This window comes from Streptacidiphilus monticola, from assembly GCF_042658505.1.
GTDB classification, from domain to species: domain Bacteria; phylum Actinomycetota; class Actinomycetes; order Streptomycetales; family Streptomycetaceae; genus Streptacidiphilus; species Streptacidiphilus monticola.
The window spans coordinates 15117-31635 of sequence record NZ_JBHSQJ010000097.1 but is presented as its reverse complement, the minus strand read 5'-3'; the positions used below and the strand labels follow the sequence as shown (position 1 = coordinate 31635).

Here is a 16519-nt window from a genome sequence, read left to right as displayed (position 1 = left end):
CCAGGGAGGTTCGTCCCGCAGATGGGGTCGGACCTCCCTGGGGGGTGGGCTGCTCGCGCAGTTCCTCGCGCCCCTGCGGGGTCCAACTGGCTGTCTCAGGCGAGACCCGCGCGGCGCAGAGCGTCGGCCATCGCGCCGTTTGCGGGAGCGGCCTGCGGCCGCTGGGGCTTGCGCGGGGCCGGGGCACGCCGCTCCCGCTGTCCGCCGCCGCCCCCCTTCGCAGCCTTCGGCTGCGAAGGCTGCTCGCCCGCCGGGGCGTCCTCCAGACGCAGCGTCAGCGAGATGCGCTTGCGCGGGATGTCCACGTCCAGCACCTTCACCTTCACGATGTCGCCGGACTTCACCACCTCGCGCGGGTCCTTGACGAAGTTCTTCGACAGCGCGGACACGTGCACCAGGCCGTCCTGGTGGACGCCGATGTCGACGAACGCACCGAACGCGGCCACGTTCGTCACCGTGCCCTCCAGGATCATGCCGGGCTCCAGGTCGGAGAGCTTCTCCACGCCCTCCTTGAACTCGGCCGTCCGGAACGCCGGGCGGGGGTCGCGGCCCGGCTTCTCCAGCTCCTTGAGGATGTCGGTCACCGTCGGCACGCCGAACGTCTCGTCCGCGAACTCCTCCGGCCGCAGCGACCGCAACGCGGCGGTGTCGCCGATCAGCTCCTTGAGCCCGCCACCCGCCTTCGCCAGGATGCGGCGGACCACCGGGTACGCCTCCGGGTGCACCGCCGACGCGTCCAGCGGGTCGTCGCCGCCGGGGATCCGCAGGAAGCCCGCGCACTGCTCGAACGCCTTCGGGCCGAGTCGGGGGACGTTCTTCAGCTCCTTCCGGCTGCGGAAGGGCCCGTTGGCGTCGCGGTGGGCCACGATGTTGTCGGCCAGCCCGGCGCCGATACCGGACACCCGGGTCAGCAGCGGCGCGGACGCCGTGTTGACGTCGACGCCGACACCGTTGACGCAGTCCTCGACCACCGCGTCCAGCGAGCGCGACAGCTTGGACTCCGACACGTCGTGCTGGTACTGGCCGACACCGATCGACTTGGGGTCGATCTTCACCAACTCGGCCAGCGGGTCCTGCAGTCGGCGGGCGATGGACACCGCGCCGCGGATGGAGACGTTCAGCTCGGGCAGTTCCTGCGAGGCGTACGCGGAGGCGCTGTAGACGGACGCGCCCGCCTCCGAGACGACGGCCTTGGTCAGCTTGAGCTCGGGGTGACGCTTGATCAGGTCGAGCACCAGCTTGTCCGTCTCCCGCGACGCGGTGCCGTTGCCGATGGCGATCAGCTCGACGCCGTGCCGGGCGCACAGCTTCGCCAGCGTCGCGATGGACTCGTCCCACTTGTTCGCGGGCTGGTGCGGGTGGATGGTGTCGTGCGCGACGACCTTGCCGGTCGCGTCCACCACGGCGACCTTGACGCCGGTCCGGTAGCCGGGGTCCAGGCCCAGCGTGGCGCGGGTGCCGGCCGGGGCGGCGAGCAGCAGGTCGCGCAGGTTGGCGGCGAAGACGCGGACGGCCTCGTCCTCGGCCTCGGTGCGCAGCCGCTGCCGCAGGTCGATGCCCAGGTGGACCTGGATCCGGGTGCGCCAGGCCCAGCGGACGGTGTCCTGCAGCCAGCGGTCGGCGGGGCGGCCGCGGTCGGCGATACCGAAGCGGTGGGCGATGGCGGCCTCGTAGCCGCCCGGAGCGGCCGCGTCGTCCTCGTCCGCGTAGGGGTCCATGGTCAGCTCGAGGACGTCCTCCTTCTCGCCGCGCAGCATGGCCAGCACGCGGTGGGAGGGCAGCTTGGTGAACGGCTCGGCGAAGTCGAAGTAGTCGGCGAACTTGGCGCCGTCCTGCTCCTTGCCCTCGCGGACCTTGGCGGCCAGGCGGCCGCGCTTCCACATCCGCTCGCGCAGCTCGCCGATCAGGTCCGCGTCCTCGCCGAAGCGCTCGACCAGGATGGCGCGGGCGCCTTCGAGGGCCGACGCCGCGTCAGCGACGTTCTCGCCGAGGTATCGCGCGGCCTCGGTCTGCGGGTCGCGGGTCGGGTCGGCCAGCAGCGCGTCGGCGAGCGGCTCCAGGCCGTTCTCGCGGGCGATCTGCGCCTTGGTGCGGCGCTTGGGCTTGTAGGGGAGGTAGATGTCCTCCAGCCGCGCCTTGGAGTCCGCGGCGAGGATCTGCGCCTCCAGCGCCTCGTCGAGCTTGCCCTGGCTGCGGATGGACTCCAGGATCGCGGTGCGCCGCTCCTCCAGCTCGCGCAGGTAGCGCAGCCGCTCCTCCAGGGCGCGCAGCTGCGCGTCGTCCAGGCCGCCGGTCGCCTCCTTGCGGTAGCGGGCGACGAAGGGCACGGTGGCACCGCCGTCCAGCAGGTCCACGGCGGACTGCACCTGGCTCTCGCGGACGCCGAGTTCCGCGGCGATGGTCTGGCTGATCGACAGGCTCACTGCTTCTGCTACCGCTCTCTCGCTGGGACTTCCGCGTGCATTCTGTCCCGGCGGGACCCAGGAAGAAAACCACTGCCGGAACGCCCGCGTGTCAGTGGCGTTTGGCAGCATGGGCCCATGACCACGAGTGCGCCCCGCCGCACCGAGCTTGCGGCCTTCCTGCGCAACCGGCGCAGCCGGATCACCCCGGAGGAGCTGGGCCTGCCGCCCGGCCCCCGCCGCCGTACGCCCGGCCTGCGCCGGGAGGAGGTGGCGCTGCACGCGGGCGTCGGCGTCACCTGGTACACCTGGCTGGAGCAGGGCCGCCCGATCAACGCCAGCGCCCAGGTGCTGGACGCGATCGGCCGCACGCTGCGCCTGGACAGCACGGAGCTGCGCCACCTGTACCGGCTCGCCGAGGTCCCCGGCCTGCCCGAGCCGGAGCCGACGGCGAAGCTGGAGCCCGTGGTGCAGGCGGTGCTGGACGACTTCGCGAGCTTCCCGGCCTGCGTGATCACGCCCCGCTTCGACGTGCTGGCGTGGAACCGCCCGTACGAGGCGCTGTGGCCGCGGATACGGACGCGCACGGAGCACAACCTGATGTGGCTGGCGTTCACGATCCCCGCGTGCTGCTCGTCCTTCGTCAACCGGGACGAGGAACTCCCGGCGCTGGTGGCCGCGTTCCGGACCGAGTACGGCCGGCACCTGGGCGACCCGGAGTGGGAGCGCTTCGTCACCGACCTCTCGGACGCGAGCGAGGACTTCGCGCGCCTGTGGCGCATGCAGGACGTCGCCTGCCACGCCACCAGGCAGAAGCGCCACCGGCACCCTGCGGTGGGCGAAGTGACGCTGCTGGTCAGCCAGTTCGCGATCGCGGCCTCCCCGGGCTGCGAGCTTCTCGTCTACGTGCCCGAGGATCCCGGGAGCCGCACCCGCGTCCAATGGCTCCTCGACCACCCCGACGCCCCCGCCTGGTCCCACGAACACTGAGTTGCACCCCCGCAGTCGCGCGAGGAACTGCGCAAAGCGCCCACCACTCGCGGAGGTCCGGCCTCATGTGTGGGACGAACCTCTCAGGGTGGTGGGCTGGTCGCGCAGTTCCTCGCGCCCCCCAAGGGGCCCGGTGCAACTCAGCGCGGCACGATGGCCAACTGGCGGGACTGGGCGACCAGTCGGTCCTTGGAGTCCCAGACCTCGCAGTCCTCCTCCAGGAAGCCGTTCGCCAGGTTCCGCGTCGCATGCGTGACCCGGAGCCAGCCTGGTGCGGGCAACGCCCGAACGTGCGCGGTGAGTTCGATCGTCGGCGTCCACCCGAACAGACCCAGGTCGAAGGTCACCGGGGGCAGCGCGTCCACGGCCAGCAGCAGCATCAGCGGATCGGGCTCGCGCCCGTCCGGCAGCCGCAGCCAGCCCTGGATCCGGCCGACGCCCGACGGGCTGCCCAGCGCCCAGCCCACGCAGGCCGGGTCGAGCCGGAGGTCCAGCCGCTGCAGCAGATCGGCCTGCGCCATGAACTCCGGCGGGGCGTGCTCGGCCCCGATGCACTGCTCGGGCGGGGGCATCTCCGGCGGCACCGCCGAGGTGCGCACATCCTCCTGAGCCGCCGTCAGGTCGCCGTACGACGCGAGCACCCGCAGCCGCTCGATCTCCTCCCCGGTCCTCGGGTCGAACTGGCGCAGCGAGGCGGAACCGGTGGACAGCGTGCGGCCGATGCGCACGGCCTCAGTGCGGACCACGGCCGGGCCCGGGCGGGACGCGGTCAGGTAGTAGCCGCTGATGGAGAACGGGTCGCGGTGCGGCGCGAGGCGCTGCGACAGGGCCCGCCCGGCGAGGGCGAGGAGCAGGCCGCCGTTGACGCCGGCGCCGATGCGCCAGCCGGGGTCGAGTTCGGCGTCGTAGACGCCGGGCTCGGCCGCCCGCTCGCGAACGGCCGAGCCCCGGTCGAACTCCGAGCCGGACTCCGGCCCGAAGTCCGGGCCGGAGTCCGGGTCCTGCCCGACGGACGCTGCTGCCATGGGGTGCCTCCAACAAGTTACTTGTCGGTAGCTAATCCCATGTCAGCACTCGCGGTCAACCTCGGCCGCGGATGTCCCGGTAGCGGTCGGCCAGCGTGGCCGTGGACGAGTCCAGGCTCTCCCCGCCCTTGCCCTCGACCAGCACCGGCTCGATCTTCTTGGCCAGCACCTTGCCGAGCTCGACGCCCCACTGGTCGAAGGAGTCGATGTTCCACACCGCGCCCTGGGTGAACACCTTGTGCTCGTAGAGGGCGATCAGCTGTCCCAGCACCGAGGGGGTCAGCGCCCGCGCCAGGATCGTCGTCGTCGGGTGGTTGCCCTTGAAGGTCTTCGGCGCGACCAGCTCCTCCGGCACGCCCTCCGCCCGGACCTCCTCCGGGGTCTTGCCGAAGGCCAGCGCCTGGGTCTGCGCGAAGAAGTTGGCCATCAACAGGTCGTGCTGGGCCGCCAGTTCGGACTCCAGCTCGGCCACCGGCTCGGCGAAGCCGATGAAGTCGGCCGGGATCACCTTCGTCCCCTGGTGCAGCAGCTGGTAGTACGCGTGCTGCCCGTTGGTCCCCGGCGTCCCCCACACCACCGGACCGGTCTGCCAGTCCACCGGCTTGCCGTCGCGCTGCACCGACTTGCCGTTGGACTCCATGTCCAGCTGCTGCAGGTAGGCGGTGAACTTGGACAGGTAGTGCGAGTACGGCAGCACGGCGTGCGACTGGGCGTCGAAGAAGGAGCCGTACCAGACGCCGAGCAGGCCCAGCAGCAGCGGCACGTTCTGCTCCGCGGGCGCGGTGCGGAAGTGCTCGTCCACCAACCGGAACCCGGCCAGCAGCTCCTCGAACGCCTCCGGCCCGATGGCGATCATGATGGACAGGCCGATCGCGGAGTCCATCGAGTAGCGGCCGCCGACCCAGTCCCAGAACTCGAACATGTTGGCCGTGTCGATGCCGAACTCGGCCACCTTCTCGGCGTTGGTGGACAGCGCCACGAAGTGCTTGGCCACCGCCTCCTGCCCGGCACCCAGCTGCCGCAGCACCCAGGACCGCGCGCTGGTGGCGTTGGTGACGGTCTCGATGGTGGTGAAGGTCTTCGAGGCGACGATGAACAGCGTCTCGGCCGCGTCCAGGTCGCGCACGGCCTCGTGCAGGTCGGCGCCGTCCACGTTGGAGACGAAACGGACCGTCAGGCCCCGGTCCGTGTAGGGGCGCAGGACCTCCACGGCCATGGCCGGCCCGAGGTCCGAGCCGCCGATGCCGATGTTGACGACGTTGCGGATGCGGCGGCCGGTGTGGCCGGTCCAGCTGCCGTTGCGCACCTGCTCCGCGAAGTCGCTCATCTTCCGCAGCACGGCGTGGACCTTGGGCACCACGTTCTCGCCGTCCACCTCGACGACGGCGTCGGCCGGGGCGCGCAGCGCGGTGTGCAGGACGGCCCGGTGCTCGGTGACGTTGATCTTCTCGCCGCGGAACATGGCGTCGCGCAGACCGGCGACGTCGGTGGCCACGGCCAGTTCGCGCAGCAGCGCGAGCGTACGGTCCGTCACCAGGTGCTTGGAGTAGTCGACATACAGGTCCCCGACGGTCAGGGCGTAGGTCTCGCCGCGCTTCGCGTCGGCCGCGAACAGGTCCCGCAGGTGCGTGTCGCCCAGCTCCGCCCGGTGCTTGCCCAGTTCCGCCCAGACCGGCAGCCGGTCCAGCGGGGTCCGGGCCGGGGTTGCCTCAGCCATCGCGCTCTCTCCATCCCTCAATGGTTCAGTGCAGGTCAGAGCCTAGCTCTCCAGTGTCCTTGCGCATGCTGGACGAGGGCGACAGAGGGAGGACCAGTCGCAGTTTGAATCCGCCGTCCCCGGTGGGCCCGGCGGCCAGGGTGCCGCCGAGCAGGGCGGCGCGCTCGCGCAGGCCGACGATGCCGTGGCCGCCGCCCGGCAGCGGGCCGGCCCACGAACTGTCCTGCGGGGAGGGTCCGTTGGTGACCGCCACGCGCAGGCTGTCCTCGAGGACGTGCACCTCCACCCGGGTCTCCGCGCCGGGCGAGTGCTTGCGGGCGTTGGTGAGCGCCTCCTGCACGGTGCGGTAGGCGGCGCGCTCGACCGGCTCCGGAAGGTTCATCCGCTCGCCGCTGACCGTCAGTTCGGCCTTCACCTCGGACTCGGCCACCAGCCGCGGCAGGTCCGACAGCCGCGGCTGCGGGGCGAGTTCGGTGGGACCGGCGCCCGCGGCGCGCAGCACGAGGATCATGCTGCGCAGCTCCTCCAGGGTGGCGACGGCCAGCTGCCGCATGGTGCCGGCGGTCTCCCGCACCTCCGGGTCACTGGCCGTGACCTGCAGCGCTCCGGCCTGGACCGCGATCAGCCCGGCCTGGTGGGAGACGACGTCGTGCATCTCCCGGGCGATCCGGGCCCGCTCCCGGGCGATCACCGTCTGCGCGTGCAGTTCGCGCTCCTGGTCCCGCAACGTGGCGAGTTCGACGATGCGCTGCGACAGTGCCTCCCTGGTCAGCGCCAGCAGCCCGAGGGCGGCCGGGCCGATGGAGAGCATCACGGCGTAGATGAACTGCTGGATGTTGTCGCTGGCGCTGCGCTTGGTCCACAGCTCCCAGACGGGCCAGGGCAGGAAGAGGCCCACCCCGACCACGGCCGCGGCCAGCCACGCCTGCCAGTCGGCGCGCCGGGAGCGGGCCACGGTGTAGAGCGCGGCCATCGAGGCCACCAGGGCGGTTCCGGTGTAGAGGCCGGGCACGGTGAGCAGCAGCACGGTGCGCGGCCAGCGGCGCCGCAGGACGAGTACGAGGGAGGCGGCGATGGACGCCCAGAAGGTCCAGTCCTTGCTGCCGGGGTAGTTCAGGCCGGCGTCCAGCAGCGCGGCCGCGACCAGGACGACGGTGACGGTGGTCTGGCGGACCCGTGCGGGCAGCCGGAACCAGAGCCCCTCGAGTCGTTCGCGGAGGTGACGTGCCCTCACAGACGGCGTTCCGCGGCGGAGTTGGTCGAGCTGAGGTTGTCCCCGATCAGCCCGGCCCGCTCGGCGAGCACGGCGGCCTGGATCCGGTTCACCACGCCGAGCTTGGTGAGCACGGCGCTCACGTAGTCCTTGACCGTGGCCGCGCCCAGGTGCATCCGGGCGCCGATCTCGACGTTGGACAGGCCGTGGCCGAGAAAGGCGAGCACCTGGCGCTCGCGGTCGCTGAGCAGTTCGACGGCCTGGGCGGCGGCCGGGTGGCCGCTGCGCTGCTGGGCGCCGAGGCGGCGCAGCACGGGCGCCGACAGGCAGCCGGCCCCGGTGGCGACCGCGCGCACGGAGCGGACCAGGGCGTCCGGTTCGGTGTCCTTGAGCAGGAAGCCGCTGGCTCCCAGGTGCAGCGCCTGGTCCAGGTACTCGTCGGTGTCGAAGGTGGTGAGCATGGCGACGTAGGGGGCGTCCGGCAGCTCGCGGATGCGGCGCAGCAGGGTGAGCCCGTCGACGTCGGGCATGCGGATGTCGAGCAGCACGACCCGCGGCTGGTGGGCGCGCACCGTGGTGAGCGCCTCGGCCCCGGAGCAGGTGGCCACGACATCGACGTCCCCGGCACCGCTCAGGATCATGGCCAGGCCGGACCTGATCAGGGCCTCGTCGTCGACGATGACGACCCGGATGGGCTGGTTCGCTTGCGCTGGGATCACAGGATCGCTTCCCTGTCGGTTCCGGACATCCCCAGCGCGACCGTACCCCAGCACGAATCGCGGACGAAAACCGAACATCTGTCAACAGGGTGCACATGATCCCCCGGTCGGCCCTCCGGTCGGTGGTCGGATCACCCCTGCACGGGGGTTGGCGTGGCCGTTCGAGTACAACCATGATCTACATCCTGTGCCCGCCACGGGTGGGACACAGGGTCGACGGGCACTACGGGGGGGTGCCCGTCCGGCGGGCCCCGAGCACGTTGCCCAGCCAGGTGAGCAGGGCGGTGAGGGCGAGGAAGGCCAGCGTCACCAGGACGCAGGACACGGCCACCCGGCCGTAGCCGTGCGGCCGCGGGTCCAGGAACGGGTAGGGGTACCAGTCCACGACCGGCCCGCGGATCAGCGTGTAGGCCAGGAACAGCAGCGGGAACGCCAGCCAGCGCGCCGTCTCCACCAGGTGCAGCCGCCGGTAGGGCGGGACGAGCAGCCAGTCCACGACGACCACCAGCGGCATCACCCGGTGCAGGACGTCGTTGACCCACGGCAGCGTGAGCTGGTCCTCCAGGTGGGCCAGCGCGACGGCGTAGACCAGCCCGGTGACGGCCAGGTAGAGCACGCTCGCGCCGCGCAGCAGGTCCGGCACGAAGCGGCGGCCGACGAAGAAGGCCACGCCACCCCAGAGCAGGACGACCGTGGCGAGGACGTTGCTCTCGATGGTGAAGAAGCTGAAGAAGTCGACCAGCGAGTGCCCCTGCGAGGCCGAGCGGTCCGCCTGCACTCCGAGAGCGACCGCCGCCAGCACGCCGAAGCCGATCCGCAGCACGCTCACCGCGCGCAACAGCACCCCGTGACTCCCCTCGTCCCACCGTGCCGGGAACCGTCCGGCGCCGATGCTCCCTCACCCGTCGTAGGTCGTGACTCATGTCCGACTCATACGAGAGGAGAGCGTACGTGGCGCGGTGGCGGATTACGGCGCGCCGGCTGTGGATCACGCTCCTCGGCGTGGCGGTCCTGATCCAGCCCGCCGCCCTGCTCTGGACCCGCGGCGCGGCGTCCGCCGACCCCGCCGTCCACGCGCAGGGCCGGGACGCCGTCTGGCTGGGCCACGCCTGGGTGGACGGCCGGAAGGACGCGGCCGACGCCCGCCACCTGCTCGCCCTGGCCGGAGGGCCCGGCCACCTGCGTGACCTGTACGTCCACACCGGCCCGCTGAACCCGGACGGCAGCCTCGACCCGGGCCTCTCTTCCGGGGCGCGGCGGCTTGTGCTGATCTTCCGTCAACTCGACCCGGGCGTCCGGGTCCAGGCCTGGCTCGGCCAGGTGGTCGCCTCCGAGGGCCCCTTCGGCCTGCGCCTCGACCGTCCCGACGTCCGCGACCGGATCGTGGCCTCGGCGCGCCAGGCCCTCGACGCGGGCTTCGCCGGCGTCCACCTGGATCTGGAGCCGGTGCACTCCGGCGACGCCGGGTTCCTGGACGTCCTCACCCGCGTCCACGCGCTGACGCAGGCCCGGGGCGCGGTGCTGTCGGTGGCCGTCCCACAGACGGATCCGCTCCCGCCGCTGCGCGCAGTGTTCGGGGCGCTCGCCAACCACCCCAAGTGGTGGGCGCGTTCCTACCTCCGGGAGGTGGCCCGAAGGGTGGACCAGATCGCGGTGATGGCCTACGACAGCGCGATGCCGACCCAGGCACTGTTCGCGGGCTATGTCGCCCAGCAGACCGGGCTGGCGCTCGACGCGGCGCCGCCCGGGGTGGACGTGCTCATCGGCCTCCCGGCCTACCGCGCGGACACACCCGGCCACTTCTCCTGGGCGGAGACCGTCCCGGCCGCGCTGCGCGGCGCCCGCCTCGGCTTCGCCTCAGCGCCGGACCGCGCGGCGGTCGCCCTGTACGTCGACTTCACGGCGACGGACGCCGATTGGGCCGCGTACCGCGGCGAATGGCTTGCACGACCCTGAGGGGCGGCGCTGCAGACAGGTGCGGCTCCGCCGCGTGCCCACGACCGGCGCACTCCCTGGCCGGCCCGGCCTGCCAGAAGGCGGACGCCGGTTCGGCGGCGTCTCGCGGCGAACAACGTGGACTCCCGTCAGGGCACGGGGTTGCCGGCGCGTGCGGTCCGCCGCGCGGCACGCGAGCAACCCACCACTGACGCGGCCCAGCCTGCAGGGCGGACGGCATGCGGCTCATCGCAGAATGGCTCGCACTCCCGGAGGGGCGCTGCTGACGTGGGGGCTCCGCCGCGCGGTGCGCGGACAACCCGCCCCGTGGGCAGGTCCGACGCCGTGCGCGGGTCGAACGTCACCCGCTGGTGGGCTGGTCACGCGGGCCTCGCGCGTCCGGGCAGAGTGCAACTACTTCTCCGCGACGAGGCGTTCGAGGAGACGTTGGAGTTCGCTGCCGACGACGACGCGGATCTGGGTGCCCGTGACTTCGGTCACCTGGCTGAGGCGGCCGTCCCGCCACCAGTACACGTGCGGGCTGACAGGTCCGGGGGAATCCGCATGCCGCACCGCGGCCACGCGGGCCAGTCCGTTCAGCGACTCGACCATCCTGGCATCACGGATCGCGTGGAACGCGAGCAGGCGGCTGAAGGGCAGGGCGACCAGCGCGCCGTCCGGGCCGAGTTCCCGCCCCGTCAAGCTGCGGGCCAGCGTGTCCAGTTGCAGCACCCGGGAGGCGGTGAAGATGGACGCCCCGGACAGGACGTCGATGCGGATGCCCTCGCCGCGGCCCATGACCTCGTGCTGTTCGACAGGCGTGGACGCCATGTTCGCCTCGGCGACGGCGGTCAGGTCGTCGGGTGACTCGCCCAGGCGTTCGGCGACCCGTTCGACGAGGCTGTCCTTCAGTGCGACCGCGCTCTCGGGCAGGCTCAGCGCCAGCACCCGCACCAGGCCGGGGGCCAAGGGGATAGCGCGGCCGAAACCGCGCGCGTCCGGGATGGAGTCCAGGGGCATGACCCGGGGCAGCAGGCGGCGCCGCAGCTCCGCCACGGGCAGGGTGTCCACCACGCTGGGGCCGTCCATCAGCCGCAGCACGCGGGCCATGTGCTCGCGTATCAGCCCCGGCCACGCCGCCTGCCCGCGGGCGTCGTTGTGGCAGACGGCGGCGAGGTTGCCGAGGCCGTAGCGGCGGCCGGACGCGTCCACCGCGAGGTCCGCGCTGAGGGTGGCCTCCAGGCCCTTCTCGGCGAGCGCGGCGCGCACCTCACGCCGCAGCAGGGCGCCCTCGTCCTCGGACAGGTACGGGAACGCGGGGTCGCGCGGCGCGTGCTCCGGGTCCCGCCTGGGTGCCCTGCTGAAGAAGCCCATCTGCGCTCCACCCCTCACTCCCCGTGCCGCGCGGCGATGTTCGTCCGCTGTGACCTATTGGTTCAGGCCACTGTCCGACTTGTCACCGCTTTGGCGCGATCGTAACCGTCCGGTACGACAGGGACGTGTGGGAATCATGTGCGGACGGCGCGCACAAGAGTGTCGAGCGCCGGTCGGCCGGCCTCTCCGCCGTGTCCCGCCTGCGGGTTGACGTCGCGTCGGACGGTTTCGGCACGTTCGATCCTCGCGCCGCCGGACCACACGGCGGTCACCGCCTCGGGTGTGGTGAGCACCTCGGGGTCCTGCGGACCGCCGCTGCCCTCGGTGAGGTTGCGCAGGTCGTGCGCGATCAGGAAGAGCACGCCGCCGCTGCGGACGGCGGTCAGCGCCGCCCGCAGCACGGTGCGCAACTGGGGCGCGGGAAGCTGGAGGTAGCTGACCAGCGCCAGGTCGTAGGCGCCGGGTTCGGGGTGATACGCCGTCACATCGGCCTGGACGGCCGTGAGCTCGACCCCTCGCGCCGCCGCCGCACGGCGTGCCTTGTCGAGGCCGACGGCGGACCAGTCCACCGCGTCCACCCGCCAGCCCTGTTCGGCCAGCCAGAGCGCGTTGCGGCCCTCACCGGCGGCGAGGTCGAGGGCGCGGCCGGGCGTGAGCCCGGCCAGTTCCTCGGCGACGAAGCGGTTGGGGCCCGCCGACCAGACGAGTTCCTCGGCGGCGTAGCGGCGGTCCCAGTCCTCGGCGTCCACGGGGCGGTTCAGCTCCAGCCGTAGCGTTCGATCAGGCGGTTGCGGACGAGGTTGAAGCGGCCGCGGTCGAGGGCGCAGGCCTCACGGCGCATGCCGTCGTGGTGGACGCGCAGGACGCGGTCGAGGTTGACCCAGGAATCGCGGCCCTCGCGGTCCCACGGGCCGGAGCCGATGGCCACCCACTCGCTGGTGTCGTCGTGCCTCTTGCTGGTCAACTGCACCACCAGGACGGTCTCCTGGCTGTCCCGGGCGACGACCACGACGGGGCGGTCCTTGCCCCGGCCGTCGTTCTCCTCGAAGGGCACCCAGGTCCACACGATCTCCCCGGGGTCGGGGTCCCCGTCGTGGTCGGGGGCGTACTCGGTACGCACGGTGCCGACCTCGTACGGCTCCACCTCGATGGTCGCGGTGTCGCCGTAGCGGCCGGGGTTCTCTTCGTCCTGCTGGTTCCAGATCGTCACGCGGCCAGGCTAGCGCCTCTGGAGTGCGCGAGCCCGGCCCCGTGCCGCCTGTCCAACTGCCCTGCCGCTCAGGCGGTCTTGACGAGGGAGATCTCGAACTCGAGCGTGATCTTCTCGCTGACCAGGACGCCGCCGGTCTCCAGCGCGGCGTTCCAGGTGATGCCGTAGTCCTTGCGGTTGATGACGGTGCTGCCCTCGAAGCCGAGGCGCTGGTTGCCGAACGGGTCCACCGCGGAGCCCTCGAAGCTGAAGTCGATGGCGACGGACCGGGTGACGCCCTTGATGGTGAGGTCACCGGTGAGCTTGAGGCTGTCGTCGGCGAGGATCTCGACGTCGGTGGAGCGGAAGGTGATCTCCGGGTGGTTGGCCACGTCGAGGAAGTCGTTGGTGCGCAGGTGGCCGTCGCGGTCGGCGTTCCGGGTGTCGATGGAGTCGACCTTGATGGTCAGCTCGACCGAGGAGTCCTGCTGGTTCCGGGTGTCGATCTTGGCGGTGCCGGAGAACTCGTTGAAGGAGCCGCGCACCTTGGTGACCATGGCGTGGCGCGCGACGAAGCCGATGCGGCTGTGCGTGGCGTCCAGGGTGTAGGTACCGGCGAGCTCGGGGGCGATGGCGATGCTGACCATGACGTTTTCCTCCGTTGTTGTTGATCCGTCACCAACGACTCTAGGAGCCACTAGATGATGTGTCAACAAATGGCGCTAGAATGGTGGCATGAACAGCAGCCCGCACACCGCCGCCACGGCCGCCGAGCCCCGCTGGCTCGACGCCGACGAGCAGCACGCCTGGCGCAGCTTCCTGCGCATGCACACCCAGCTGACCGCACAGCTCGGCCGGGCCATGCAGCAGGAGTCCGAGCTGTCCATGGCCGACTTCGCGGTCCTGGTCGAGCTGACCGACGTCACCGAGGGCCGGCTGCGGGTGCTGGAGCTGGCCCGTGAGCTGCAGTGGGAGAAGAGCAGGCTCTCCCACCACCTGGGCCGGATGGAGAAGCGCGGACTGGTCGCCCGCGAGGAGTGCGCGAGCGACAAGCGCGGCTCCTGGGTGGTGATCACCGCCGAGGGACGCCGGGCCATCGAGGCCGCCGCGCCGCGCCACGTCGAGCTGGTCCGCACCCTGGTCTTCGACCGGCTCTCCGCGCCCCAGGTCGCCGCGCTGGCCGAGGTGTCCGACCGGATCCTGGCCGGCCTGGAAGGATGTCCCAAGGCCGAGGAGGACTGACCGGTCCCGCCGGGGACCGGCGGAGGGAGGCCCGGATGGCCCGCCGGCAGATCGAGACGGAGCGCAAGTTCGACGCCCCGCCGCGGACGGTGCTGCCGCCGCCCGAGGCGTTCGCCGCGCTGCCGGGGGTGGCCGCGGCCGAGACCGGCGCCACCGAACACCTGGACGCCCGCTACTACGACACCGCGGACCTGCGGCTGCTGCGCCACCGCCGCACCCTGCGCCGCCGCCACGGCGGCCACGATGCCGGGTGGCACCTCAAACAGCCCGCCGGGGCCGCCTCCCGCACCGAGTTCCACCTTCCCGACGCGCCCGGACCCCCCGAGGAGTTCCTGCTGCGCACCCGGGCCTTCGTCCGCGCGTCCGCGCTCGGGCCGGTGGCCGCGCTGCGCACCGAGCGCCGCAGGCTGCTGCTGCGCGACGCCCAGGGCCGGGTCCTCGCCGAGATCGCCCACGACTCCGTCGAAGCCGAGCGCCTGGCCGGCGACCGGACGGGCGGCACCGCCCCCGCCGATGCCGTCGATCTGGCCTGGACCGAGATCGAGGCCGAACTCGTGGACGGCGAGCCCGACTTGCTCGACGCCGTCGAGCAGCTGCTCGCTTCCGCCGGGATCCACCGCTCCGCCAGCCGCTCGAAGGTGGGCCGCGTGCTCGGCGCCCCGGCCGGTTCCCCCGGTACGGACGGCGCACCGGTCCGCCATGCCCCTGACGGCAGTTGGGGCGCCGTCGTCACCGCACTGCTCCGGGAACAGGTGGCCCGGCTGCTGGAACTCGACGGCGAGGTACGCCTCGACACGCCGGACGCGGTCCACCAACTCCGCATCGCCGCCCGGCGTCTGCGGTCCACCCTGCGCGCCCACGCGCGGGCGCTGGACCTTGACGACTCCGCCGCGGAAGGGCTTCGCCGGGTGGGCCGCGCCCTCGGCTCCGCCCGGGATCACGAGGTGCTCGGCGAGCGACTGCTCGCCCAGGTCGCGGCGTTGCCGCCCGAGGAGCGGCCGGGACCGATGGCCCGCCGCATCCGCAGCTGGGCCCGCCACGGCTACCGGAACCAGTGGCGCCAGGCCGTTGCCGTGCTCAGCTCTCCCGACTACTTCGCGCTGCTGGACCGGCTGGACGCGATCGCCGCGGCTCCTCCGCTGCGGGCGCGGGCGGCGAAGCCGGCGGAGTCCGCACTCGGCACGGTGCTGCGCCGTCAACAGCGCCGGGTCGCCGAGCGGATGACGGCCGTCCACGACGCGGCCGACCGCGACGCCGCCCTGCACAGCGTCCGCAAGGCGGCCAAGCGCGCCCGCTACGCAGCCGAGGGCGCGGGCGCCCGAGCCCTGGCCGACCGGATGAAGGCGCTGCAGCAGCTGCTCGGGGAACGCCAGGACGCCCTGCTCGCCCGCGACACGCTGCGTCAACTCGCCGAACGTGCCCACGCCTCGGGAGAGCCTGGCTTCGGCTACGGGGTCCTCCACGCGGCCCAGGCGGCCGCCGTCCGGGAGGCGGACGCCCAGGTGGAGGCGGTGTGGCGGCGCGCGTCGAAGCCGAAGCTGTGTCAACTCGACTGACCCGCTTCGCTCCTTCGGATGGACTGCGACCGCTTCGCCCCCGTCCGGCTTGACAGCCTCCTAACGTCGTCCCCGTACCGGTCGGAACGCTCGACCCCGGGGGGTGCCATGTCCGAACTGCTCCAGGTGGAGCCGGATCTGCTCGACGAACACAGCCGCACGCTCGCCGCTGTCGCGGAGACCCTGGCCGGCCAGGCGGCAGCCCTGGCCCGGGCCCAGGCNCCCGGGCCCAGGCACCGCTGGCCGGCCTGCCGCTCACCACCGCCGCGGCCGACTCGGCCGCCGCGGGCTTCGCGGACCGGCTGCGCGCCCTCGCCCGCGCCTTCGGCGAACACGCGGACCGGATGCGCGCCACCGCCGCCAACTACCGTGCCGCGGAGGCGGACACGCGGACCGCGATGTGCCGGGCGGCCTGTCCGTGAGCGGGATCGACGCCGTCTGGCAGGAGCTCGAGGCCTGCGAGTCGCGCCTCGCCGGAGTGCAGGCGTCCTGCCTGGATCGCTGGCGCGGCCCGGCCGCGCTGGCCGCGGCGAGCACGATCGCGCTGGAGGCGCAGCGCTTGCGCACCCTGCGGGAGCAGGTGGTCGATCTCGGCGGGACGCTGCGTGAGGCCGTGTCATCCCCGCCATCCCCACAGCGGGACGGCGCGTTCGCCGCCCGGGTCGCCGCCCTCGCTGGAGGGGAGGCGGGGCCGCCCGCCGATCCGGCGGCGTGGTGGCAGGCCCTCTCCCCCGCCGAGCGGGCCGAGTTGCTGGCAAGCCGGCCCGCCATGCTCGGCTCCCTGGACGGCCTCCCGGCCGCCGTCCGCGACCAGGCCAACCGCGCCCTGCTCGCCTCCTGGCTGCAGCAGCCCGATGCCCCCGCCGCGCTCCGCGCCCTCGCCGAGCGCCTGCGCCGCGAGCCCGGCGCTCTGCTGCTGGCCCTGGACCAGCGCGGGCACGCCGCCCTGGCCCTCGGCGATCCCGACCGCGCCCGCGACGTCTGCGTGTACGTCCCCGGCGTCGGCACCACCCTCGCCGGGCTCGCCGGCTCCGGCACCGACCGGATCCGGGCCCTGGCCGACCGGCTGGCCCAACTCTCGCCCGGCGGCGGGCACTCCGCCATCGTCTGGCTGGGATACGATCCGCCGCCCGCTCCGGGCGCCGACCCGGCGGCCC

At 72.8% G+C, this 16519-nt stretch carries 15 protein-coding genes; 5 read left to right on the top strand and 10 right to left on the bottom strand.

Features of this window, described 5'->3' with window-relative positions; genetic code table 11:
• Window positions 1-95: 95 nt before the first annotated feature.
• Window positions 96-2423, bottom strand: coding sequence for a Tex family protein (locus ACFP3V_RS22595; RefSeq protein ID WP_380586365.1), 2328 nt, complete (start codon window positions 2421-2423; stop codon window positions 96-98).
• 117 nt (window positions 2424-2540) lie between these two features.
• On the opposite strand from ACFP3V_RS22595, the gene ACFP3V_RS22590 reads away from it, so the two are divergent.
• Window positions 2541-3392, top strand: a complete 852-nt coding sequence (locus ACFP3V_RS22590) for a helix-turn-helix transcriptional regulator (RefSeq protein WP_380586362.1) — start codon at window positions 2541-2543, stop codon at window positions 3390-3392.
• Between the two features lie 140 nt (window positions 3393-3532).
• On the opposite strand, the gene ACFP3V_RS22585 is transcribed toward ACFP3V_RS22590, so the two are convergent.
• The 5 genes from ACFP3V_RS22585 to ACFP3V_RS22565 form a co-directional block, all read right to left on the bottom strand.
• Entirely contained in the window at window positions 3533-4417 is an 885-nt protein-coding gene (locus ACFP3V_RS22585) for a thioesterase family protein (RefSeq protein WP_380586359.1), read from the bottom strand.
• 55 nt (window positions 4418-4472) lie between these two features.
• Window positions 4473-6134, bottom strand: coding sequence for a glucose-6-phosphate isomerase (pgi, locus tag ACFP3V_RS22580; protein WP_380586356.1), 1662 nt, complete (start codon window positions 6132-6134; stop codon window positions 4473-4475).
• A 25-nt stretch (window positions 6135-6159) separates the two neighbouring features.
• The gene (locus ACFP3V_RS22575) at window positions 6160-7368 is read right to left on the bottom strand and encodes a sensor histidine kinase (RefSeq protein WP_380586353.1); all 1209 of its coding nucleotides are present in this window, start codon (window positions 7366-7368) and stop codon (window positions 6160-6162) included.
• A complete protein-coding gene (locus ACFP3V_RS22570; protein ID WP_380586350.1) occupies window positions 7365-8066 on the bottom strand; it encodes a response regulator in 702 nt (233 codons plus the stop codon). The genes ACFP3V_RS22575 and ACFP3V_RS22570 overlap by 4 nt, the downstream gene beginning before the upstream one ends.
• A gap of 223 nt (window positions 8067-8289) precedes the next feature.
• Complete coding sequence (locus tag ACFP3V_RS22565; RefSeq protein WP_380586347.1) at window positions 8290-8910, bottom strand: Pr6Pr family membrane protein; 621 nt, start codon at window positions 8908-8910, stop codon at window positions 8290-8292.
• Between the two features lie 107 nt (window positions 8911-9017).
• On the opposite strand from ACFP3V_RS22565, the gene ACFP3V_RS22560 reads away from it, so the two are divergent.
• Window positions 9018-10022, top strand: coding sequence for a glycoside hydrolase family 18 protein (locus tag ACFP3V_RS22560; RefSeq protein WP_380586345.1), 1005 nt, complete (start codon window positions 9018-9020; stop codon window positions 10020-10022).
• A 393-nt stretch (window positions 10023-10415) separates the two neighbouring features.
• On the opposite strand, the gene ACFP3V_RS22555 is transcribed toward ACFP3V_RS22560, so the two are convergent.
• The 4 genes from ACFP3V_RS22555 to ACFP3V_RS22540 form a co-directional block, all read right to left on the bottom strand.
• A complete protein-coding gene (locus tag ACFP3V_RS22555; protein ID WP_380586342.1) occupies window positions 10416-11375 on the bottom strand; it encodes a hypothetical protein in 960 nt (319 codons plus the stop codon).
• 134 nt (window positions 11376-11509) lie between these two features.
• A complete protein-coding gene (locus tag ACFP3V_RS22550; protein ID WP_380586339.1) occupies window positions 11510-12124 on the bottom strand; it encodes a class I SAM-dependent methyltransferase in 615 nt (204 codons plus the stop codon).
• 8 nt (window positions 12125-12132) lie between these two features.
• Entirely contained in the window at window positions 12133-12579 is a 447-nt protein-coding gene (locus tag ACFP3V_RS22545; RefSeq protein ID WP_380586371.1) for a type II toxin-antitoxin system PemK/MazF family toxin, read from the bottom strand.
• Between the two features lie 74 nt (window positions 12580-12653).
• Window positions 12654-13211 (bottom strand): YceI family protein, encoded by a 558-nt coding sequence (locus tag ACFP3V_RS22540; protein ID WP_380586336.1) that lies wholly within the window; start codon window positions 13209-13211, stop codon window positions 12654-12656.
• An 88-nt stretch (window positions 13212-13299) separates the two neighbouring features.
• On the opposite strand from ACFP3V_RS22540, the gene ACFP3V_RS22535 reads away from it, so the two are divergent.
• The 3 genes from ACFP3V_RS22535 to ACFP3V_RS22525 all read left to right on the top strand — a co-directional run.
• Window positions 13300-13806, top strand: a complete 507-nt coding sequence (locus tag ACFP3V_RS22535) for a MarR family winged helix-turn-helix transcriptional regulator (protein ID WP_380586333.1) — start codon at window positions 13300-13302, stop codon at window positions 13804-13806.
• A gap of 35 nt (window positions 13807-13841) precedes the next feature.
• Window positions 13842-15362, top strand: coding sequence for a CYTH and CHAD domain-containing protein (locus tag ACFP3V_RS22530; protein WP_380586330.1), 1521 nt, complete (start codon window positions 13842-13844; stop codon window positions 15360-15362).
• A 418-nt stretch (window positions 15363-15780) separates the two neighbouring features.
• Window positions 15781-16519: alpha/beta hydrolase (locus ACFP3V_RS22525; RefSeq protein WP_380586326.1), on the top strand; the 739-nt coding region annotated here is incomplete at its 3' end.